This window comes from Pedobacter mendelii, assembly GCF_014635725.1.
GTDB classification, from domain to species: domain Bacteria; phylum Bacteroidota; class Bacteroidia; order Sphingobacteriales; family Sphingobacteriaceae; genus Pedobacter; species Pedobacter mendelii.
Window position 1 is genome coordinate 221,761 of sequence record NZ_BMDJ01000002.1, and the last position, 22,785, is coordinate 244,545.

The window sequence follows — 22,785 nt, forward strand, 5'->3', positions numbered from 1 at the left end:
TTCAGTAAGAGTTACCAAAAATATTTCTAACCATTCAACTATAAAAGCTTTTAAAAACTTATTAGTAGTTTTGCACCAATGATTTTTTACAAAACTGATGAACAAGTAGAACTGATGCGAATCAGTGCACTTTTGGTAAGCGAAACTCTTTCAGAAATCGCTAAAATACTACGCCCGGGTTTAGCTACTATCGAAATTGACAAATTAGCGAATGAATTTATTTTAGATAATGGTGCAGTACCATCATTCTATAATTATAATGGCTTCCCCCATCATATTATTACTTCGGTTAATGATGTAGTTGTACATGGCTTTCCTGGTAGTGAAACGTTAAAAGATGGCGATATTATTACCGTTGATGTTGGCGTAATTAAAAATGAATATCACGGCGACCATGCCTACACGTTCGTAATTGGTGATGCGAGCGAAGAAGTTTTAAAGCTTGTTAAAACAACAAAAGAATCACTTTTTATAGGGATAGAAGAAGCAATTGTTGGTAAACGATTAGGAGATATTGGTTTTGCTATTCAAAATCATAATGAAAAGCAGGGTTTTAGCGTGGTAAGAGATTTCGTAGGCCATGGATTAGGAAAAAGCATGCATGAAGACCCACAAGTACCTAATTATGGAAAACGAGGATCTGGATTACTACTTAAAGAAAACCTTGTATTAGCCATCGAACCGATGATTAATCTTGGAAAAAAAGATGTATTTATCGAAAAAGACGGATGGACGGTTAAAACTGCAGATGGTAAACCTTCAGTTCATTTTGAGCATGATGTATGTATTAAAAAAGGAAAAGCATTTATTTTATCAGATTATGCACCAATTGAGGCTGCAGAAAAAAATAATGTTAATTTGATATTTAGTGCATAATATTATTGCTTAACTACAAATCAAAATATATTTAATAGTAAATAGGCGGTATCATAAATCAATTTATCTCCAGATTTTCTGAGCTGGAACTTAATAAAATGCTTAAATGGCAATTATTGAAAATATTCAGAATATATCTTATTTACGATACAACCTCTAATTAGTTTAGTAAAATAAGCGTAGTTTATTAAATATTATTTACTAATCAAATCAGCATTCAACTGATCTTTTGATGTAATAAAAAGCCCATGTGGCTCACCCTGATAAACAATATATTCAGCATTGGTAATCATAGCTGCTGCCTGCTCTCCGGTTGCTTTGATTGGAACGGTTTGATCTTCATCTCCATGGATAACAAATACAGGCACATTTATAGAAGCCATATCGCTTCGAAGATCTGTTGATGAAAATACTGTAGCACAACCTAATGTAGAATTCAATGTTGCCTGCATGGCAAGGGTGTCATAATCATAACCGGTTAATGGTTTATCAGATTTCCCGAAACCTCTTCTGTCATAACTAATACATCTATATCCCGCATCTGTTAGTGCGGCCACCTGATAATCCTACTAAGCTAAATTTTAATTAAGCGGCAGAGCATCCACCCTAACCGCTATCATTAACTAAATCTAAATTTTACCTATTTTCTTTTACGTTTGATAAGAAGAACTGTTCCAATCAGCACAATTAAGCCAGGAAATAAACCCAAATACATAACTTTCAATGCGGTTAATCCTCCAGCTGTAAGATTTAACCGTTTATCTTGTGATAATGGCCTGGAAGTATCAATTGGAAATTGGCCATTGGTAAACCAACCTGTTAGCGGCATATAAAGATCTCGGTTAGCAGAACCCCAGCCCCTCACTTCGGCCGAGCTTAGAAAATCCGCATCACCCGATACAATGATACGCTGCTCTTTCCCCTGAACATTTCTTTGAAGGGATAAAGCTACAGGGAATGCCCCACTTACATCACCATTTGCCGAAGAGAACTTAAGGGTTGTTGAATCTGATATGATTTGTTTTTTTGTTAACCAGGATGTTTTTTGATCTGAAATTAATAAAGGTTTAATGGTAAATGCCGAATTTTTTTCATAAAGTAAAGCCGAACTACCTGGCATCCGCACTTGTATATTTTCCTTAAAATTGAAATTCAGGTTTGTTGACAAACTTGCGCTGTACCTGGTTAGCTTGGCTTTTAAAAATTCAGGTGCAGCATCATCACTTTTTTGAACCAGCATCCCCTCCATCAGGCTAACACCCAAAGGTTTGATGATTGGATTTACAACAGCTTGTTTTCCGGGTTCGCCGGCGACAAATAAGTTACCACCCTTTTCGATGTATTTATGTATTTTTTCCAAAGCCTCGCCCTTAAACGAAATTTTAGGATCAGCGATGACCAATAATGTGATATCATTGGGAATATCCTGCCTGGCCAGGTTAATGGTATCTGTATCGAAACCCTGGTTAACCATCGCATTCCTATTGGTAATCATGCTTACAAAAAAGCCGTAGTCTCTATCGCCCAGTTTTTCTTTACTCCTTTCAAACTGCCCTACAACAAACAATATTTTTGGTAGCTTAACTGTTAAACGCTTCAATGCCGCACTGGTTTCAGTCTCCGTTGGAAACTGAATCTGATCATCGAACAAACGTAAAAAAGTAGTGCGATCTTTATATTTCAATTGCATTACGTAACGGTTTTGTTCTGGTACCAGGTTAATGATTTTTCTAATCTCTGCCGGCGATTTGAAATCGTTAAAATCCAGTTTCCACGATTTTGCGCTTTGTTGTGCAATTTCCTTTAATGTTTTCCCGGGGTAAAATTTACTTAAAGTTTGATCTTTACTGGGTTCATCATAATAGTAAACATATTTAAAGGAAATGTTTGGTTTAAACCTCAAATAAGGTTCCCAACGCTCCCGATCGTAGTTTCTGCTGGCAGGGTTTCCCATCCCAAAACGCTGATCAACCAGGTTAATGTATGATGTTACTTCAAGTGGCGCATCGCCCAGTTCTTTCAATACTTTTTGAGTAGTTGGAGTAAGCGTTTGCGTTTCATTAACAGTTGGATCGTAATAAGCAATAAAACTTGGCAACGAAGTAATATATCCGAGTAGGAAAGCGATTATCGTTAAGCCCAAATACTGCCCTATGGTAAATAAAATCTCTGATTTAGGTGTCCTTGCAGACTGAAGTTTGATCATACTGAAGCCAAGAAACAAGGCTATGATAATGATAAAGTAAGCCACATCTTTAGTATTGATTAAACCATAAATAATTTTTTCTGCCCGGCCGTTAATGGAAAGGAAATAACTAATCTCCCTAAAAAAAGCACTACTTTGCCAAATTGTGCCAACATAAGCTAATATTGCAAAAACAACTAAGGTGCTAATGGCTGCAACAATTTGATAACTACTTAAGCACGACATAAACAAACCAATGGCCGCATACGTACACAGCAAAAGGTAAACGGCTAATAATCCGGTAAAAACAAGCCCGATATCAATTTGCTTAATGTTTAAAATGCCTGTAAATACAAAAATTAGCAGGATAAAGATGAGTATCAGATTATACGTCATTAAGGCCATGAACTTGCCAAAAATAATTTGAGAAATCTTAACAGGCGACGAATAAAGCAGTTTGATTGTACCGCTACTAATTTCCCTGCTGATAACACCCATGGTAAGCAAGGGTAAATACAAATAAACTTTTTTTAGTACATCTCCATACAAACCTCTCTGCATACCAAATACACCTGAAGTTAAATAATTAAGACTACGTAACATACCACCACCTATTTCCTGATTGGTTAGGTGTGTTTCGATAATAGAAGTATAAAATAATCCGCATTGGAAAACAAAAACGACGGATAAGAACCACGCAATGGGTGAATAAAACAGGATACTAAGTTCGAGTTTAGCTATTTTTAAGGTTGTTTTCATTTAAATTTGGATTTGTTTGATAATTGAGCAAAAATTTCATCTACCGAAGTTTTATCCAGATTAATTTCAGTAAGGCGCCAGCCATTTTTCACACTTGTTTCAACAATACGTTCGGTTATACCTTCTGCTTTATTGAAAAATATCCGTAGCTGGTTATTGGTCAGGTAATCGACACTGGTTACGCCAGCTATTTTCATAACCTCGCTTTTTTCCGGTGGGTTGGCTAATGTTACCAGTGAACTGTGTGGCTCTACATAGTTATTAAAGGCTTGTATAGAATCGGTGAAAACAATTTCTCCACCTTCAATCATCACAATATCTTTGCAAAGTAATTGCACTTCGGAAAGGATGTGAGAGGAAAATATTACAGCCCTATCTAAAGCAATTTCTTTTATCAATGCACGAACTTCAATAATCTGGTTTGGATCGAGTCCATTAGTCGGCTCATCCAAAACCACCAACTGAGGGCGGTGGATTATTGATTGGGCAATGCCAACGCGCTGACGGTATCCTCCGGAAAGGTTACTGATCAGCCTGTTGCTAAAATGTGCAATACCACAACGCTCTTTCACCTCTTCGAGTGCTGGTTTTATTGTTTGCTTTTCCATTAAGCGCAACCATGCACAATGGGTTAAATATTCATCAACCGTAAGATCCATGTATAGCGGTGGGTTTTGCGGCAGAAAACCAATCTTCATTTTCGCAGTTTCCGGGTCTAATCGCATATCTATGCCATCAATTAATACTTTACCCTCTGTTTGGTTCAGTACCCCACACATAATGTTCATCGTTGTTGATTTTCCTGCGCCATTAGAGCCAAGCAAACCCAATATCCCGGTTTGACGAATTTCAAGGTTAATATTTTGGATTGCCCAGGCACGACTGTACTTGTGAGACAAATTTTCGATTTTTAATATTGGGTTGTTCATAAGAAATTTAAGCATAACACGGTTGGGCGAATTTAAAATATTCGCTCCAGCAGTGTCTTTATGTTTATAATTAATATCCCGGGTTCTGAACTAAACTTTTGTTTACAATAATTTCAGATTGGGGTATAGGGAAAAGTGCTGCACTTGCTTTCCAGGTTGGTTTCTTTGCAGATAATACGGCATTAACAGTTCCGGTACGCTTCAAATCCAACCAGCGATGTCCCCATTCTGCAAAAAATTCATGCCTGTTTTCGTTTGCAATTGCGGTAAGCAAAGTAACCTTATCCGTAGTATTGAAGTTGGGTAATCCGGCACGGCTGCGAATAACATTTATATCGCTTAAAGCATTGGTTAAATTACCTTGCTGTGCCCTCGCCTCTGCTCTGATTAAATATTGCTCGCTTAAGCGCAACATAATATAGTTTTCAGTTACCGTTGCAGGTAAGTATTGGCCAACATCTTTATACTTAAACGGATAATTATAAGTTACACCCGAAGCAGTTGCTGTGCCAATCCAGGCCGTTTTTCTATTGTCGCCAGTTTCAAAGCTATTTAACAAATCACTTGTAAAATAATAACCACCACCAGTTGTGGCCTGTCTTAAAAAAATATAACCTTCTTGCGTAGCAGAATAATTACTAAGCGGCAATAATTGCCAAATTGTTTCAATACTACCCCTTAAAAATGTGTTGGTTAAAGTTGGCAATGGGCCATAAGTTCCTGATGAAATAACCGCGGATGCCTGAATTTCGGCATTTGCATAATCATTAACATATAAATAAGCCCTTGCAAGTAAGGCAGTCGCCGCCAGTTTATTTGGTCTTACTTTACCACTCGTTGGATATGTATTGCTTAGTTGAGATTGTGCATCTAATAAATCGGCGATAATAGCTTTATGAACATCAGTAGAATTACTTTGAGCAATTATTGCATTTTGTTTGTAGTCGAGTCCGGTAACCAATGGTACATTACCAAACAGATTTACCAGATAAAAATTAGTATAAGCCCTACTAAACTTAGCCTCGCCAAGTAATTGTGCTTTCACAGCTGGAGTTAGTGTATTTGAGGCTTCTAAACCAGTTATGCAGGTGTTAATTTGCGCTAAATTTCTGTAAGCGCCAGTCCACATCGAATTTATAATTGAACTTGTTGGTAATATTTGATTCTTTTCAAACTGGAGTCCTTCAGGGTCTTGAGCAGATGCAAATTCATCTGCAGCTACACCCGAATAGATAGTAATACCACTATTGATGAAATTATTATCATTTACCATGTTAGCGTAAATGCCTAGAACAGCAGATGTTGCTGATTTGTCTTGTAGAAAAGCCTCTGATGTTAAAATTTCCGTCTTTGGAGGATCTACATCTACAAACTTTTTACAGCTCAATATAGTGGTGATTCCTACCACGAGTATACTTATAATGATTAATTTCTGTTTCATGTTAAAGTGTGATTTGAATTCCTGCTGTGATTATTTTTCTTGGGGGAAGGGAGAATGAACCAGGTGATGCCGGATCAGTACCCCTATAGCCGGTAATGGTTAATAAATTTTCACCTTGTACATAAACTTTTAGATTTTTCAGCTTCGCTTTTTGTAGTAAAGAAGATGGTAAATTATAGGCAAGCAATAGATTTTGTAACCTGATGTATGATGCATCTACAAATACCTCATCCGAAGCGTAATAAGCAAATCTATCATTACGGAATCCGTTAGTGGTTAAATTTTCAAGGGCTGGCTTACCGGTTAATTGTTCAGCTAAAATCAGTTGATTTCCAAGTCCGCTACCAAGTGCTCCAGGTGCTACATTAGATAGTCTTAATATCCCCATTTGTTTAGTAAATGTGAAAAAGAAACTTAGCTGAACACCTTTATAATTGAAATTATTGCTTAATCCTCCAAAATAAGAAGGGGTATTGTCTTTATAAACAAAGTCAGTAATACCGAATAAATCTACAACGCCATTTCCATTAACATCGGCAAAAGTGTATTGACCATTGGCTGCATCAACACCTGTATATTGATAAAGGCCCAAACTATTAATCGATCTGCCTATTGCATATCTTCCAGCATAAGTTGAAGTTTCCAGACCAGGAAATGAAACGAGTTTATTCCTGTTTCTGGAAATATTAAAATCAGTTCTCCAGCTAAAATTTTTGCCTTTTATATTCTGTGTTTGTAAGGTAAATTCCACCCCTTTATTTTCAACAACTGCTGGCAAATTCTCTACAATTGATGTAAATCCTGTAGTAATTGGTAATGGAGAACTTACAAGTTGATTACCAGAACGATTGCGGTACCAAGAAAACTCTGTTGTAATTCTATCCTTTAAAAAACCTAAGGCAATGGCAGCTTCCAGCTTTTTATTGGTTGTCCAGCTGAACTGATCATTGGCCAACCTGCTTAACTGAAATGCTGTTGTACTTTGATAAGTATTTTGCCCTGTTGTTAAGCTCGACAGATATTGATAATCCCTCAAATTATCTCCACCAACTAAGCCGTATGATGCTCTTATTTTCCCGAAAGAAAGAAAGCTTAGCTTATTTTTTATAAATTCTTCTTGAGAAAATACCCACGCTGCACCAACAGAACCAAAATTTCCGAACTTTTTACCATCCGCAAAACGTGAAGAACCATCCCGTCTTCCGTTTAAATTCAATAAATACTTTTGATCGTAGTTGTAGCTAATTCTGGCAAAAACAGATTCAAATTTTGTGTTTGTGTAAAAAGTAATCGGATTACTATATGTTGATGCTGAGGCTAATGAACTCAAAAATGCATTATCTGCGTAGCCATTTGCGGTAATACTGTTTCCCTCTATTTCTGTATCTTGAAATGTAGTACCTAACAGCGTAGATAAATTGTGTTTCCCAAAGGTTTTTTGATAAGTTAAATTGGGTTCAATTATCCATGATTGGCTATCGTTATTTCCGAAGATGGAGAAAGCGGTAGAGGTTGAGTTTGGATCAAAAGAGCCGTAGGGAGCTGTTTGAAGTTGATCTTGTTTACTGATGTTGTAGCCAAACGAAGAACTAAAATCCAAGCCAGGGATTATATTGTATTTTAAAGAAAGGTTACTAATCAGGTTTTTAGTTTTTGCAGAATAAACTCTTTTTAGCGCTATTGCATCTGATGGAAAACCAAAAGATGGATATGCAGCAAAATTTAAGTTGCCATTTGCATTGAGCAAATCCGGTGCATTTGGTGCCAGAAAAATTAATCTGGTTAAATCACTTGCAGGTAAGTTACTGTTTGTTGAAGAAAAGTTTACTGTAACTGTGGTATGTAGTTTATTATTAAATGCCACATTGGTTAATGCGAGCGAGCTGGATGAACGCCTTTCTGTATAATCACCTTTAAAAGGAGGTGAGGCACTATTAAATCCACCGCTTATCCTATATGTTGTCTTTTCATCGCCACCAGAAAGACTTAATTGTGCATCTGTTGTATGAGCGGTACCAAGTAATTCTTTCTGCCAATCGGTATCCTTGGTTTGATCCCATGTTTTAAGGTCGTAAGCATTACCAGTTGTTGGTATAATGTTATCATTAACAAATGCCCTGTTTCTCATTTCAAGGTATTCGGCTGTGTTCATTAAATCCAATTTTCTGGTTTGCAAACTCAATCCTGAATATACATTTGCGGTAACCGTTGTTACACCTGCCTTTCCCTTTTTTGTTGTAATTAGTACCACTCCGTTTGCGCCTCGGGCACCATATATTGCAGTTGCATCGGCATCTTTTAAAATGGATATACTTTCTATATCAGCCGGATTGATGCCATACAATGGACTTTGCCCTTCACTTGGCCCTCTTAACCCGCCCTTGTTAACGCCAAAATTCAAATTCGTCGAATTACCTGAAGATATTATCGGCACACCATCCAATATAAATAATGGCTCACTAAGGTTATTAATACCATCTCCAATATTGGCAGCAATTGTATTTTGCCCCCTCAGTTTAACATTGAAAGATGCACTTGCAAAACCGCTAGCCTGGTTAACTGTTAAACCTGGCACCATTCCTTGCAAAGCCTGAAGTACATTAACAACTGGTTGCTTTTCGATATCTTCGCTAGTTATCATCGAATAGTTACCTGTACTTGTTCTTTTGGTTGTTGTGCCATAACCAATAACAATTTTAACTTCTTCCAAATCATTTGCCTTCGGAATAAGTCTGATATCTCCTAAATCATTTTTTACCGAGCGAAAAGAAACACTTTCATAACCTATATAACTGATGGTAAGCTTTATGGGTTTTTTAACTGTTTTAACTGTAGCTGCCAGATTAAATCTACCATCCGAACCAGCAAAACTTGATGAGGAAATACCACTTGCAACTTCAAATAAAATGGATGCTCCAGGCAAAGGCATTCCATTTTCATTCAATACCCTTCCGATTATTGTTATAGTTGTATCTATGGCAACATCAACCGTGAGCTTATTTTGTGGAATTTTATCTAAATCTCTAATTACAATTGTTTTTTCTTCGATTGTGTACTCCAGAAATTGATTTTCGATAGATTTTTTTAATACTTCATCTAGGGTTGCGTCTTTAAAATTAGCATTTATAATTTTGTTGCTTTTTATTCTTGCACCTGAAAATAATACGCTATATCCTGTTTGCTTATATATTTCTGAAAATACCTGTTTTAATGTTGTATTCTTTTTAACATAGGTTACTTTCTGAGCAAAACTTGCAGCACTAACTTGTAATAAAGCAGAAAGGAGCAAAATAGTTGTCAGTTTCATAACCAGCAGAAATTTATACGTATAGCCAGAGGGCGTACAAAAAAATTTTGTAAATTTTTTATACATTTGATAGTCGGTTTTTAAAAATAAATATTGTTTAATTCTCTATTTGAATACGTTTATCGTATTCAATAAAACGGACAAAGTAAATCGGGGGCGGTACGAACGCTTCCGATTTTTCGTTTTGTTCTATTTTTTTTGTTTGGTTTAGGTTGTTCTTTCTTACTTCATAAAAATTGGTTAATAATGAATAAATAGTTATTGGTTGTTGATTTATTTTGAAACAATAATTTTTTTGCCCTCAATTTTAAAACGAACCTGTTTAGTAAGTTCGAGCATTCTGAGTACTTTTGAAACTTTAGTAAAATGTGTTATTATACCTGTAAGAGGTATTTCCTTTATATTTTCATCTGTATATTCAATCTCTACATCGTACCAGCGGGAAATTTTACGCATAACACTTTCAAGATTTTCATCACTGAATTGAAAAAGTCCATTTTTCCAGGCAATTACATCATCTACATCTGCCGGCAGTACCTTTAATTTCTGCTGAGTTAAAACAGATTGCTGACCTGGCTTTATCAGCAAATGGGCTAAACCTGCATTTATCCTAACACTACCCTGCAGCAAAGTTGTGCTAACACTCTGTTCATCGTTATAAGCATTTACGTTGAAATGAGTACCTAAAACTTCAACAGTTTGGTTGTCGGTTTCTACCATAAAAGGACTTGAAGCATCATGTGCTACTTCAAAATAAGCCTCGCCTTTAAGGTGAACCTTTCTCTGCTTTTTTTCCTCGAATGCAGTTGGATAATTAAGCGAGGATTCAGCATTCAGCCATACTTTTGATCCGTCTGGCAAAATAACCATATAAGTTCCTCCTCTTGGTGTTTCAATGGTGTTGTAGTTTACAACTGAAAGTTTAGTCGCCGAGCTAGAAATTTTATATATTAACTGACCATTTGCCAGCTTAGATACTTTTATACCTGCTTGCTCAGCAATTTCTCCATTTTCAGCTTTTGAAAGATCAATTCTCTTTCCATTGGTTAGCGTTAAGAATGCATTATTACCTCCAGGCGCAACATCATTTTGAACAATTTGTGCATCATTAACCGGCTGATTTTTAAACAAAATCAAACCTATAGAAACCATTAAAAATAAAACTGCTGCTATAGAAATGCTTTGCCAAAGGGCTATAGCCTTTTTACCTTTCGAATTGATGTTTAGATTTGCACCAACCCTTTGAAAAGTATCTAAACGTTCTTCCTCGCTTAAAATTTCAGATTCGGATGTTTCAAACTTTAAATACCAGCTTTCGAGCAAAGCAACTTCTTCATCGCTAGCTTTTCCGGCTTTAAATTTATCCAGTATATGTGTAATTTCTTGTTTGTCCATTATTTGATGAGCTGTTTTTCAGACTTAATAACAGTAAGACAAACTTTAGATACCGAAGGGGGTATTTTAAATCGAAATAAATTAAATTAAACTAAAAATAATCTAATATCGATGAAATAAAAAAGCTAAATAAACAATAACACCAAATTTAGCTCTCATTATTTTAAGTACAGATGATATTTGCTTTTTAATCGTTTCTTCACTTGTGCCTAACCGGGCAGCAATTTCTTTATGTGTTAAGTGTTCTTTCCTGCTCATTTCAAAAACTTCACGCATTCTGGCAGGAAGTGATTCGATTTCTTTTTCAATAAGCTCTCTAAGCTGATTTTCACGAATGCGATGATCAGTTAATACATTTTGCTCTTCTGTAAATTTTTGTATATGGGATACATAACGGCCTTGAATATCCTTTCTGGCTATAAAATTCAAAAAATAATTTCTAACAGAAGCATATAAATAACCAGAGAGATTTACATTTGCTTCAAGCAAAAATCGTTTATCCCATAATTTCGTAAATACTTCCTGTAAAGCATCTTCTGCTTCTTGTTTATTTCTAAACTTATTCCAGGCATGATTATGCAAAATAAATTTATAACGGTGATAAATCTCTTCATAGGCAAGCCTATCACCAGACTTTAAAAAGCCTGCCAGTTCATTATCCGTACACTTATTATAGGAAGGCATGATTTAGTAAAAATTGTTTTAAAGCGTATACAATATTGATAAAAATACAATAAATAATTTACAAGCAACCATTGTTACATTTAGTCTAAAAACTTTTGAACTAAAAAGCTTACAAATTAAATATAACACAAAGAAAAATGTTGATTAACTTACCGTCCCAACGCAGATTACCTTAAAAACATTAAACAACTGTAATTGTTAAAAATGCAACTGCTAAAAATCTGGTAGTTAACATGGTTCAAGTTATCCGCACAAATGGCATTTAAACCTATCAGAGGATACTTAGGTTCTTCATCATTAATAGATATTAATTAGCGAGAAACCTGTTTAGCAAAACCGAAATGATCTGCAAAACGATATTTCTTAAATAATTTGAAAATAGTTTAAAATGATAAAAATTAATAGTGATATGATAAAGGAATTCGATAAGCAACATCGAATAAATTTAATCAATAGTCTTATCGGTTACCGGTCACTAAACCTTTTAGGTACTGTAAATAAAGATAATATTTGCAATCTATGTGTAATTAGTTCAACATTTCACCTTGGAGCAAGTCCGCCATTATTGGGCTTTGTTATCAGACCGCAAAGAGAACATAACGATTCGCTAAGAAATATCATCACAACAAAACAATTCAGTTTGAATAATGTGTTGCCAGAATGGTATATGTGGGCACATCAAACTAGTGCCAGTTATCCATCCGGGATTTCCGAATTCGAAACTTGTGGTTTCAGCAAAGAATACGTTGATGGGTTTAAAGCACCATTTGTTAAACAGTCAACCATTAGCATCGGGCTTGAGCTTCGTGAATTAATTGAGATGAAGCTTAATGGCACCACCATTGTGATAGGCGAAGTTGTAGAGATACTAACTGATGCTAAATTAATTACAGCAGATGGAACCGTTGACCACATCAAGGCCGAAACGATGACCGTTGCCGGATTGGATACTTATTTTATTCCACAACTTGCAGGACAGCTGGCTTATGCTAAACCCGGAGTAGAGCCACATCTTTTAAATGAAAATCAAATCTAAAGTAACCAATGAAAAAGAATGCAGAAGTGATTATAATTGGTGCTGGCCTGGCCGGCTTAACCGCCGCTAAAGTGCTGAAAAATGCAGGAAAATCTGTTCTTGTTATTGAGGCTTCTGATGCGATAGGTGGGCGTGTTAGAACAGATGAGGTTGATGGTTTTCTTTTAGATCGTGGCTTTCAGGTACTATTAACTGCTTACCCCGAAACTAAAAAACTTTTAGATTACAAGGCTCTCGAACTTTGCAATTTCGATGCAGGTGCTTTAATATTAGATAAAAGCGGCACCAACAAAATCGGCGATCCATTAAGACAACCAAGTACGCTTTTTAGTACCTTAAGTTCATCTGCAGGAACATTCTCTGATAAATTACGCATGCTAAAATTAAAGATTTATTTAGCTTCGAAATCTATAGAAGCAATTTTTGAAGAGGAAGAAATCACAACCTATAATTACCTGCAAAAAAAAGGATTTAGCAGCTTAATAATCAGCAAGTTTTTCCTTCCTTTTTTTACAGGCATTTTTTTAGAAGATAAGCTAACCACTTCAAGCCGGATGTTTGAATTTGTATTTAAAATGTTTAGCGAAGGGAATGCAGCAATTCCTTCCATGGGAATGGGCATGATACCGAAACAGCTGGCTGAATGCCTTTCTGAAAAAGAAATTCTACTTAACACTAGAATTTCAACAGTAGAATCAGGCATGGCAATAACAACAACAGGAATTTCTTATACTGCCGACTTTTTTCTGTTTGCCACCGATCAGTTAAGCATTCCCATTCCAAATAAAAATATTGTTAAAAAATTTAATTCCGTTACCAATATGTATTTCGTTGCAGCGCGTGAGCCATTCAAAGCACCGATAATAGCTTTGAATGCATTACCTGGCAAATTGGTTAACAATATTGCAGTTATGAACCAAGTCTCCCCTAAATATTCTAAAAATGGCAATGCACTAATATCTTTATCACTGATAGGAGATCATTCAAGTACGAACGAAGAAGAACTTCAACAAAAGGTTTTAACAGAACTAAAATTTTGGTACCCTGATGCAATGAAATGGAAGCACCTGAAAACGTATCATATAAATTATGCCTTACCTGATGATGATCAGGTGAACAATAACGTAGATCTTAATGCAATTAGATTAAACGAAAAGGATTTTTTATGTGGAGACTATCTTTTAAACGGATCGATTAATGCGGCAATGAAAAGTGGAAGAATCGCAGCTGAGGCAATTATAAACACCATGATAAAATAATGACAGCAAATAAAAATTTTAACGACGATTTTTTAAATATTAAAAGGCAGTTGGGGGATCAGCCAGCGGATGAATTTATAAAATATGTTTTCTCTGATGATGAACGAAAATTAAAGCTGCAGCAATGGCTAACCAGCGATTCGGGAATAGCACAATTAAGCTCAATGTTTCCTGGTTTTGATTTCATAAATGATGCAAGTCAGCTCCCGGTGTGGGCAAATCCTGAATTAATCAAAAATGGGTCTGCTTTTTTTGCTAAGAATTCACAGAATATAATGAGTTTACTCGGCCTGTTGTCTCTACCCTATTGCTATACTGCTGCTAACGGAGCAATGGTTTTGTATCTATCCGAACGGATAAGAAAACATACCACCAAACGCCTTTATGATACGGCAGTTTTTGTTTGGGAAGTTATGGGGCCAAGTGCTTTCAGTGAAGGTGGAAATGCATTTAGCAGTATTTTGAAAGTGAGGATTATGCATGCTGCAGTTCGTTTTTACACACTCCAGAGCGGTAAATGGAACAATTCCTGGGGAACCCCTGTAAACCAGGAAGATATGGCAGGAACTAACCTATCTTTTTCCCTAATCGTTGTTCGGGGCTTGCGAAAATTGGGGATAAGCATAAGCAATAATGAACAGATTGCATTTCTTCATATTTGGAAAGTTGTAGGGTATTTTACCGGACTTAATGAGGATTTATTACCAGAAAATGGAAAAATGGCTACTCAGCTCGATTTGTCAATTAAAAACCGTCAGTTCGAAACCTCAAAACATGGGCAAGAACTTACAAAATCGCTTATAGACCATATTCTTACCCTGAACAAAAGAAAAGTGAGTAATAATGATATTTTGGGTTTAATGCGGTATTTATTAGGATTCGAAATTGCAGATATGCTCGGTATTAGCGCCCCGGAATTGCCCAGGTATAAACTCACGTTGATTAGAACAACTAATTTCTTTAAAAGCTTCATGCCAGAAGGCGACAGCAGATATAATTACCATCAAGCTTATTCAGCCTTTAAAAAACAAAATCCTGTAATTCAGCAAAAAAACTAAAATTATCTAACAATAATAATTTATAAAACATTCACGCCTATTAATATCGTCAAATACAGAAAATTGAGTGTAACTGCTAATAATAGAGGAGAACCTTTGCCTCTAGGGATTTAAAAAATGATGCTTTAAATTTAAATTAAGAAGAACGAACGCGTACATAAACCTAAATCTTGTTCTTATTGTATTACATCTACAAAACAGAAAAAGTACGAAGCTAATCAGGATGATATTGCACAAAAAAAGCGAAAAGGAGAAAACAAATTAATGTCATGGAACCGAAATATAAAAAAAGTTAATTCTGCAAAATAAACTGTATATAATTTGGTAACCTAGCCCCATCTTCATGATGAATTTATTCTACAAGTTTCTATATTATTTTCAGGTATCTTAAAGCCAATTCGCAGTTAGTTTTTTTGACATCACAGCACCAAAAATTAATGTTTTAATTGCCAAAATGTTTTTTTCAGTTCTTATAATGTTTAAACTATAGCCTATTCTTAATAACTTAAAACAAATAAAAAAACTAAGAGCCTATTTAAAATTTATCTAATAATTTATTTATGCTTCTCTTCGGCTGCAACATCATTAAATATTTAGAGATAGGCTGGCTATCTTTACAACGTTTGAATTTTTTTGCTAAAAAAATAAGTGATAAACATTTTCACAATATAAATTTAAACTGGCTCTAAAAAAAGATTTTTGATTGCACAATAGCTTTATTAATTATGAATATTATGCTGCTATTTCAGGTATATCCGTTTACCGCTTTTTGCACTTCGGATACCGGCATCAAGAATTTCCATAACAACCATATTGTTTTCCAGTGAAGAAAGATCAAAAGGCGCTGGCTTAATTGTTCCTTTAACAACTGCAGCAAAGTATCCATAAGGATCATCATAAGGAGGTTTTTTATCTGCAAGGTCAAGAGATTCCTCAACTTTTTTTTCATCTAAGCGAAAACGGATTTTTTTTCCATTTTCTGCAATTACATACCCTTTGGTTCCATATACTTCCATATCTTTTCTGGCAAATGGCCAATTCCATGATGCCTGTATGATACCTTGTGCTTTAGGATAAGTTAAAATAAAAGTTGCTTCATCATCTACTTTAGGGTAAATTTCGGGTTTGATCTGCTGGCTTACGGCCATCACTGATTGAGGTCGTTCGCCGTTCATTAACCAAGTCATAAGGTTTGCGCCATAACAGCCGAAATCAGTAATTACACCACCACCATTCTGAACCGGATCGGTTAACCAATCCAAAAACTCTTTATTTACACCAATTTCTTTTGGTCCCTTATGCCCATCGTGAACAACGATTTTGCGAACATCGCCAAGTGCATTTTCATTAAGCATTTCATAACTTTTTTCATTAGAAGGATACCAGGTAGTTTCATAATTGGTTAATAATTGTATTTTATATTTCATGGCAAGGGCTTCCATTTTTTTTGCATGCGCCAAACTTACAGCAAGGGGTTTTTCAACCATAACGTGTATGCCTCTAGGCGCACATGCTTCTACGGTTTCGAGATGCTGATAAATAGTGTTGAATGCATAAACAGCTTCTGGATTGGCTTTGTTCAGCATTTCTTCAGTGCTGTTGAATACCAGATCCATAGACATACCGTATTGGTCCATATACCGTTTCGCCAGTTCTTTATTCGGCTCAACAATACCTACAATTTTTATATCGCCTTTATCCTTACGACTCAATATACCATGAACATGCGTATGGGTAAGGCCAATTATTCCTACCCGAAGGGGAACTTTATTGTTTTTTAGGTTAAACCCGAATAAAACAATTGAGACCAAGTTTATGGCCGCAATTAAAAAAAATACATTTGCTTTTTTTATCATTATTTTTATAAATGGTGAATAAAACATATTTGTTAATGGCTGTAAAGCTATTAATTTTTGTTTTATGTTTGAAAGTGTTATTTAGGGTAAATCGTCTCTTTTCTTATCGCCTTAAATAAGATAGAAAACTATACACCCCATTTTGCAGGGATTAAAAAATCAACATACGAATAGATAGACACTATAACCTATTCTTTACTAACGCGATCAAAAATTTTATGCAATTATAGATAACACCTACAATAAGTCGCTTTAAACAAGGTGCTAAAAAAGAGAATCATTAGTGGTGAAAAAATAATTTTTAGGCTGCGTTTTTAATATTTTAGGATTAATCCTTTTCATTAGGTCATCAAATTTTACAATTTCAATCATATCATCCATATTTAAAGCTTGCTGATCGAGGTATTCTGACCAAAAATCATTCACCTTAGGATGAGTTTCATGGTTTCTGACTTTTTCAGCCTTGAACTTTTCTACATTTATAATTGAATGACCAGCTGTTTTTAACTTGTTGATTTCATCAAGAGTAAAGGCAATAAATAAGTTTATCTACGTTTACTGGTGCATAGCCAAAGCAAATGTTGTAGGCGGGCGAATTTTTGGTTACTGCGACACTTAGGGGCAGACTTGTTTAAGTGTTATCAAATAAATGGCAATTAATTTAATGCTTTTTATTAATATGATTTTATCTGTGGAGAATATCCAAGTTGATGATTAATAGACGAACACTATTTAATCAATTACAGGCTTTAAAGAAGTCCAGTTAAATATTTGAGCTTCATCAGTACCTTAATTTGATTGCCTGCCTATTGTCTTTTTTGCTACAAATTCTTCAAAAAAGTATGTCCTGTAAGCGTTACCTATAGGCACTTCGTTTTCCTTGATAAATACCACATTATTATTAAACGAATCCACTTGCTGAATATTTATAATATTCGATTTACTGACCCTTATGAAACTCTCCTGAGGTAGCTGGTCATGAATGGTTTTAATGTTCATGGCTGTAATTACACGATCGTTTGTTGTATTCAATACAACGTAATCCTTAAGGCCTTCTATAAATAAGATATCTTTAAAATATATCTTAACAAATTTGCGTTCGGCTTTTACAAAGAAATAGTCATCAAAAGTGCTTTCAACAGGATGGTTTCTTTCAGCAGATTTGAGCAAAGCACTATAATCAAAAGCTTTGTTTACGGCCTTGTTAAAACGCTCCTGATTGAATGGCTTGAGGAGGTAATCAATGGCTTCCACTTCAAATCCATCAAGTGCGTATTCGGCATAGGCAGTGGTAAAAATAATCAGGGTATTTTTGGAAACAGTTTTGGAAAAATCAATTCCATTTAAACCTGGCATACGGATATCAAGAAATATCAGGTCAGCCTCGCTTGTTTTCAAAAAATCTGCGGCAGCATCCGCACTTGCGAAGCTTTTCAGTAGTTTTATATCAGGATTTGCCCTGAGGTAAAGTTGGATGGCCCCGCGAGCCAGCGGCTCATCGTCAACTACAATGCAATTCATATATTTAATTTTAATTCAACGTTAAACTGGTCTTTTTTATCATCAATAGATAGAAAGTGGGCATCAGGAAAGAGCAATTCCATTCTTCGCTTAACATTTACCAGCCCCAAACCTCCTTTCCGATTCAAAGGAGCTGCTGTTGCGGGTTTAGAGTTCAGGCAGTTAAAATAAAGCACATTGTCCTCAAGTTCAAAGGAGATATATACATAAGATGGGTTAACGGCATCGAGGTTATGCTTAACTGCATTTTCAACAAAAGTAATAAATAATAATGGTGGTACCAGTACGCCGCTCAGGTCGCCGTTCAAAGTTATATCAAAGTCAAATACATCTCGCCTTATTTTTTCAAGGTTAAGAAAGTCTTCTATAAAACGGATGTCGGCAGTAAGCAATACTTTGTTCATCGTACTGTCGTAAAGTTGATAATGCAACAGGTCGCTTAGCCTGATGAGGATCTGAGAAGCTTTTGCGGGATCGGTTTGGGTTAACACATTAACATTGTTAAGGGTATTAAACAGGAAATGGGGATTAATCTGGTTCTTTAACTGTTCGAGTTCCGACTGCATGGTAGCCGTTTCGAGGGCATTAAGCCTTTGCGACATCACAATGGAACGCTGAAAAAGTTTTACCGCTACAATAGCCGCAATGGTTGTACAAAATGAAACCGAGAATACCACTGCTGTGGAAATATTGGATAAACTTTCGAACTTATTGGATCTGAGGTGCTGAAGGTAATGGTGCGAAATAAAAACAACCGACATTGTAATCGCCAATAAGCCTGCAACCCAAAAACTGTAGGCAAAATAACGTTCCCTGAATATAAACCTGGGGATGAGGTAATATATGTTAATGTAAAAGAGCGACAAGAAAATAAAGAAAATTAAGATTTTAATATAAGTATTAGCTGGTTCAGTGAGTGCATCCTTTGCGTTTAACAAAAACGTAATCAATAGTAAGATGAGTGCCAAATGCCTGTAAACACGAAACTTTTTATGTGTGATAAACTGCAGCAAACGGTCATTCCCTTCATTTACACCATCTATTTTTGTTGGTTCCATTTTAAGAAATTAACAAATGTGTTAAATATTTTTTTTTGCTAAAAAGTTGAAGCTGGATCATGATAGTTTTTATCTTCAAATCTGCCAAGTTGAGCCTGTCGAAATCCCCTAAAATATAGTATTTACAAGTCCTTCGATAGGCTCAGTCACTAATTATTTAAGAATAATGGTTTTTGTTGATGTAGTGTAGGCGCTGAAATAGCCTAAACTAACCGGACTGATATTTGTAGGTGGATCTGAAGGGGTAACACCACCACCTGCTCCATTGCCACTCTGACTTGCCAGCGAAAAAAAATAAGTGTGTACTGGTTTATCAATACATTGCATTTCAACACGAACTTTATCACCAATATAAATATCAATGTCTCGCTGCCGCAACTCCTGTACGATTTTGTTTCCATCTGTAAAGTCATCATCGCTTACCAGTATATCTTTTACCTGTACATCATTTACAAACATCAAAAAACGGTATTGATTGGCTATACCTTTCGGGTCGGCGTAATGAACGCTGATCTGTTGGGTGCCATCATCTCCGAAATCATTTTTTTTAAATGATAAAGAGTCTAGTATTACTATTTCGGGCATTTTAGATGTTGCGGCATAGGTTTTACCGTTCAACAATACGTTCATGGTATAAGTAATGCCAGGGTTTCCTGATGCATTGTAAACAACATACGTACCTAAAGGCCCCTCTATAAAATCGTATTTTGTTCCATTCTGATCACGGATTGAAACCTGTGCGCCAGAAACGGGTGGATAATTATTGGTATTGGAGACGGGTACATTCTTGCTTAGTTTTACTATCTGCTGTCCTGGAGTATTATTAATGTTTGCCTCGATCACCAGCTTTCCGCTTTCATCACCGAGGTTTAAATTAATCACCTTCTCGCATGACGACAGGAATATCATGGCAACCGCCACCAGTGTATAGATAGAATATTTTTTCATGTTTTTTTTTAAAATTTAAAATTCCAGGTAACAGACGGGATTGGGATGGCGAAAATGCTGGTTTGAACAGTTTCAGTTGTATTAGGGATATCTTCACTATCTCTGAAAGTGATGCTGTAAGGGTCTCTACTACCATACACATTATAAATACTGAAGGTCCAGCTGGAATGAAACCGCTTGTGTTCCTTACCTTCAAGGGTAGCGCCCACATCGAGCCTGTTTGTTGAGGGTTGTCGGTATCCGTTTCTTTCAGAATAGGAGAATACAGTATTACCGCCTGAATTATATTTACCGGTTGGATACGTTACCGCGTTCCCCGTTCGATAAATGAAACTGCTCGAAAAAGACCACCTTTTATTTAACTGGTAAATTCCAACGAGTGATACATCATGTGTGCGATCTTGCCTGGCGGGATAATAACTGCCATTGTTGATCTCTGCAAATTTACGTTCTGTTTTAGATAAGGTATAGCCTACCCAGCCGTTAAATTTTCCATATTTTTTCTTCAAAAACAATTCCATTCCATACGCTCTCCCTGTTCCGTAATTCAATAAAGATTCTACATCCTGGTTAACTAAAAGCTGTGCACCATCTTTGTAGTCTATCTGGTTTTGCAATGCTTTATAATATACTTCAGCAGAAAACTCATAAGTGTTATCACTAAAATTCCGGAAATAACCTACAGCTATTTGGTCGGCAATTTCGGGTTTAATGTTGTTGCTACTCATTACATATAAATCAGTAGGCGTACTGCTGGTAGAGTTGCTTAACAAGTGGATATTCTGTGTATTTCTATTATACGATGCTTTGACCGAACTTTGTTCGTTAAGTGAATAACTTGCGCTAAGGCGCGGTTCGAGATTCCAGTAATCCTTAACCAAATCACCTGATTCATAAGTTGCCACACTGGCAATATTTCCCTGAACATCGTAAGTTTTGAATGTGCCGGGGCCAACCAGGAACATCGAACTCAGCCGTAAACCATATAAAATGGTTAAACGGTTATTTAATTTCCATTCATCGCTTACATAAGCAGCACTTTCATAGCCGTATCTGTGTTCAATATGTTTCTCATTGAAACTTGAGGCTGATCCGGTTGTAGATATATCACCGGGCGCAATGTCATGTCTGAGTACATTAAGACCAAACTTTAACGTGTGCTTACTACCTGTATAGTAGCTAAAATCCTGTTTAAGGTTAAGGTCTGTAATTTTTGAAGTTGCCTTAAAGCCATCGTTACTTTGAAGGCTTTCTACAACATAGTTGTAATTACTATAGATAAGAGATGTATTTGAAAATAGTTTACTACTGAACACGTGGTTAAAACGTATTGTACCTGTCGAATTTCCCCAATTTGTTCCGAAAATATCTGCTAAGCCTAAAACATCTTTCCCGAAATATCCAGATAGATAAATGGCATTTTTATCATTAAAATGGTAATTTGCTTTGGCATTAATATCATAAAAATACAAAGTACTTTTGTTGATAGATGAATCGGAAGATGCCTTTAGAAAGATATCTGCATAGGTTCTGCGGGCACTAATCATAAAAGATCCTTTTCCCTTTACAATTGGCCCTTCCAGCTTTAACCGTGAAGCCACAAGACCAATCCCACCTTGTACTGTAAAATCCTGATTGTTTCCGTCGTTCATCTTAACATCAAGTACAGATGATAACCGCCCCCCATATTCGGCCGGCATGCCGCCTTTGTAAATGCTTACATCCTTAATCGCATCAGAGTTAAAAGTAGAGAAAAACCCAAGCAGGTGGGAAGCATTGTAAACAGTTGCTTCATCCAGTAAGATCAGGTTCTGGTCAGAACCTCCACCACGCACATAAAATCCGGTGTTGCCTTCTCCTGATGTCTTAATCCCGGGTAATAAGGTAATCGTTTTAAGGATATCCCTTTCGCCAAGAACTACAGGCACCTGGTTAATCTGGGTCATATTTAGTTTTTCAAGTCCCATTTGGGGCGAGGCAACATTATCATTATTTTTTTTGTTTGACAGGATAACAATCTCATCCAGATTTGCCTTAGAGCCGAGTGAAATGTTAACGCTCTGATTTTTTCTAAGCTCCACTTTTTTAGTGCTCGGCTCATAACCAATGTAGGACCAGGTTACCAGATAACTGCCCTCTGGTATGGTTAGCGAGTAAAAGCCATAATTGTTGGTTGAAATGCCAGCCGAAGGGAGTTCCTGAATCCTAACGGATGCACCAATCAAGGTTTCACCGGTTGATGCATCTTTAATTGTACCACTTAACGTATACTTTTTCTGGGCATGAGCTACGAAAACTGTAAATATGGAAAACAACGGTATTAAAAAGTATTTAAACATTCCTTATAATTTTAATCGAAAGTAAATCAATGGCTTTTTTTACATTTAATTTTTATACCAAATGAGCAGCAAATTATACGAAATGAGGTATTTTGTATAGCAAACCGAACTACCCTATGCAGGTTTTCTAAGAA

16 protein-coding genes are annotated in these 22,785 nt (G+C 36.0%); 4 read left to right on the forward strand and 12 right to left on the reverse strand.

Annotated elements, in window-relative coordinates:
- Positions 1-78: 78 nt before the first annotated feature.
- A complete protein-coding gene (gene map / locus IEV50_RS04455; protein WP_188412044.1) occupies positions 79-876 on the forward strand; it encodes a type I methionyl aminopeptidase in 798 nt (265 codons plus the stop codon).
- Positions 877-1,070: 194 nt separating this feature from the next.
- Here map and IEV50_RS04460 read toward each other — a convergent pair whose 3' ends face one another.
- The 7 genes from IEV50_RS04460 to IEV50_RS04490 all read right to left on the reverse strand — a co-directional run bounded on the left by IEV50_RS04460 (position 1,071) and on the right by IEV50_RS04490 (position 11,576).
- A complete protein-coding gene (locus IEV50_RS04460; RefSeq protein WP_188412045.1) occupies positions 1,071-1,433 on the reverse strand; it encodes an alpha/beta fold hydrolase in 363 nt (120 codons plus the stop codon).
- 83 nt (positions 1,434-1,516) lie between these two features.
- On the reverse strand, positions 1,517-3,820 hold the full coding sequence (locus IEV50_RS04465) for a Gldg family protein (protein ID WP_188412046.1): 2,304 nt from the start codon (positions 3,818-3,820) through the stop codon (positions 1,517-1,519).
- Positions 3,817-4,749 carry an ABC transporter ATP-binding protein gene (locus IEV50_RS04470; RefSeq protein ID WP_188412377.1) on the reverse strand — a complete coding sequence of 311 codons (933 nt, stop codon included), beginning with the start codon at positions 4,747-4,749 and terminating at the stop codon, positions 3,817-3,819. Before IEV50_RS04470 ends, IEV50_RS04465 begins: the two co-directional genes overlap by 4 nt.
- Before the next feature lie 70 nt (positions 4,750-4,819).
- Complete coding sequence (locus IEV50_RS04475) at positions 4,820-6,190, reverse strand: RagB/SusD family nutrient uptake outer membrane protein (RefSeq protein WP_188412047.1); 1,371 nt, start codon at positions 6,188-6,190, stop codon at positions 4,820-4,822.
- Position 6,191: 1 nt separating this feature from the next.
- Positions 6,192-9,497 (reverse strand): SusC/RagA family TonB-linked outer membrane protein, encoded by a 3,306-nt coding sequence (locus tag IEV50_RS04480; RefSeq protein ID WP_188412048.1) that lies wholly within the window; start codon positions 9,495-9,497, stop codon positions 6,192-6,194.
- Positions 9,498-9,770: 273 nt separating this feature from the next.
- Entirely contained in the window at positions 9,771-10,892 is a 1,122-nt protein-coding gene (locus tag IEV50_RS04485; protein WP_188412049.1) for a FecR family protein, read from the reverse strand.
- A 102-nt stretch (positions 10,893-10,994) separates the two neighbouring features.
- Complete coding sequence (locus IEV50_RS04490) at positions 10,995-11,576, reverse strand: RNA polymerase sigma factor (RefSeq protein WP_188412050.1); 582 nt, start codon at positions 11,574-11,576, stop codon at positions 10,995-10,997.
- A gap of 388 nt (positions 11,577-11,964) precedes the next feature.
- Here IEV50_RS04490 and IEV50_RS04495 point away from each other — a divergent pair, with 388 nt between their 5' ends.
- The 3 genes from IEV50_RS04495 to IEV50_RS04505 are packed head-to-tail and all read left to right on the forward strand — an operon-like array spanning position 11,965 to position 14,929.
- A complete protein-coding gene (locus IEV50_RS04495; protein WP_188412051.1) occupies positions 11,965-12,612 on the forward strand; it encodes a flavin reductase family protein in 648 nt (215 codons plus the stop codon).
- Between the two features lie 8 nt (positions 12,613-12,620).
- Positions 12,621-13,871 carry an NAD(P)/FAD-dependent oxidoreductase gene (locus tag IEV50_RS04500; protein ID WP_188412052.1) on the forward strand — a complete coding sequence of 417 codons (1,251 nt, stop codon included), beginning with the start codon at positions 12,621-12,623 and terminating at the stop codon, positions 13,869-13,871.
- Positions 13,871-14,929, forward strand: a complete 1,059-nt coding sequence (locus IEV50_RS04505) for an oxygenase MpaB family protein (RefSeq protein WP_188412053.1) — start codon at positions 13,871-13,873, stop codon at positions 14,927-14,929. The genes IEV50_RS04500 and IEV50_RS04505 overlap by 1 nt, the downstream gene beginning before the upstream one ends.
- Positions 14,930-15,669: 740 nt before the next feature.
- Here the strand turns inward: IEV50_RS04505 and IEV50_RS04510 are convergent.
- The 5 genes from IEV50_RS04510 to IEV50_RS04530 all read right to left on the reverse strand — a co-directional run bounded on the left by IEV50_RS04510 (position 15,670) and on the right by IEV50_RS04530 (position 22,651).
- On the reverse strand, positions 15,670-16,785 hold the full coding sequence (locus IEV50_RS04510; protein WP_188412054.1) for a Gfo/Idh/MocA family protein: 1,116 nt from the start codon (positions 16,783-16,785) through the stop codon (positions 15,670-15,672).
- Between the two features lie 789 nt (positions 16,786-17,574).
- Positions 17,575-18,306: a LytR/AlgR family response regulator transcription factor gene (locus tag IEV50_RS04515; protein ID WP_188412055.1), complete on the reverse strand. Its 732-nt coding sequence runs from the start codon at positions 18,304-18,306 to the stop codon at positions 17,575-17,577.
- Complete coding sequence (locus tag IEV50_RS04520) at positions 18,303-19,364, reverse strand: sensor histidine kinase (RefSeq protein ID WP_188412056.1); 1,062 nt, start codon at positions 19,362-19,364, stop codon at positions 18,303-18,305. The genes IEV50_RS04515 and IEV50_RS04520 overlap by 4 nt, the downstream gene beginning before the upstream one ends.
- A 153-nt stretch (positions 19,365-19,517) precedes the next feature.
- Positions 19,518-20,312 (reverse strand): DUF4249 domain-containing protein, encoded by a 795-nt coding sequence (locus IEV50_RS04525; protein WP_188412057.1) that lies wholly within the window; start codon positions 20,310-20,312, stop codon positions 19,518-19,520.
- Between the two features lie 8 nt (positions 20,313-20,320).
- Positions 20,321-22,651, reverse strand: coding sequence for a TonB-dependent receptor (locus tag IEV50_RS04530; protein ID WP_188412058.1), 2,331 nt, complete (start codon positions 22,649-22,651; stop codon positions 20,321-20,323).
- Between the last annotated feature and the right edge of the window lie 134 nt (positions 22,652-22,785).

Bases quoted from the DNA above. Each gene is read 5' to 3' on its own strand.
- map (WP_188412044.1), top strand. From the start codon at position 79: ATGATTTTTTACAAAACTGATGAACAAGTAGAACTGATGCGAATCAGT.
- IEV50_RS04465 (WP_188412046.1), bottom strand. From the start codon at position 3,820: ATGAAAACAACCTTAAAAATAGCTAAACTCGAACTTAGTATCCTGTTT.
- IEV50_RS04470 (WP_188412377.1), bottom strand. From the start codon at position 4,749: ATGAACAACCCAATATTAAAAATCGAAAATTTGTCTCACAAGTACAGT.
- IEV50_RS04475 (WP_188412047.1), bottom strand. From the start codon at position 6,190: ATGAAACAGAAATTAATCATTATAAGTATACTCGTGGTAGGAATCACC.
- IEV50_RS04480 (WP_188412048.1), bottom strand. From the start codon at position 9,497: ATGAAACTGACAACTATTTTGCTCCTTTCTGCTTTATTACAAGTTAGT.
- IEV50_RS04485 (WP_188412049.1), bottom strand. From the start codon at position 10,892: ATGGACAAACAAGAAATTACACATATACTGGATAAATTTAAAGCCGGA.
- IEV50_RS04490 (WP_188412050.1), bottom strand. From the start codon at position 11,576: ATGCCTTCCTATAATAAGTGTACGGATAATGAACTGGCAGGCTTTTTA.
- IEV50_RS04495 (WP_188412051.1), top strand. From the start codon at position 11,965: ATGATAAAAATTAATAGTGATATGATAAAGGAATTCGATAAGCAACAT.
- IEV50_RS04500 (WP_188412052.1), top strand. From the start codon at position 12,621: ATGAAAAAGAATGCAGAAGTGATTATAATTGGTGCTGGCCTGGCCGGC.
- IEV50_RS04505 (WP_188412053.1), top strand. From the start codon at position 13,871: ATGACAGCAAATAAAAATTTTAACGACGATTTTTTAAATATTAAAAGG.
- IEV50_RS04510 (WP_188412054.1), bottom strand. From the start codon at position 16,785: ATGATAAAAAAAGCAAATGTATTTTTTTTAATTGCGGCCATAAACTTG.
- IEV50_RS04515 (WP_188412055.1), bottom strand. From the start codon at position 18,306: ATGAATTGCATTGTAGTTGACGATGAGCCGCTGGCTCGCGGGGCCATC.
- IEV50_RS04520 (WP_188412056.1), bottom strand. From the start codon at position 19,364: ATGGAACCAACAAAAATAGATGGTGTAAATGAAGGGAATGACCGTTTG.
- IEV50_RS04525 (WP_188412057.1), bottom strand. From the start codon at position 20,312: ATGAAAAAATATTCTATCTATACACTGGTGGCGGTTGCCATGATATTC.
- IEV50_RS04530 (WP_188412058.1), bottom strand. From the start codon at position 22,651: ATGTTTAAATACTTTTTAATACCGTTGTTTTCCATATTTACAGTTTTC.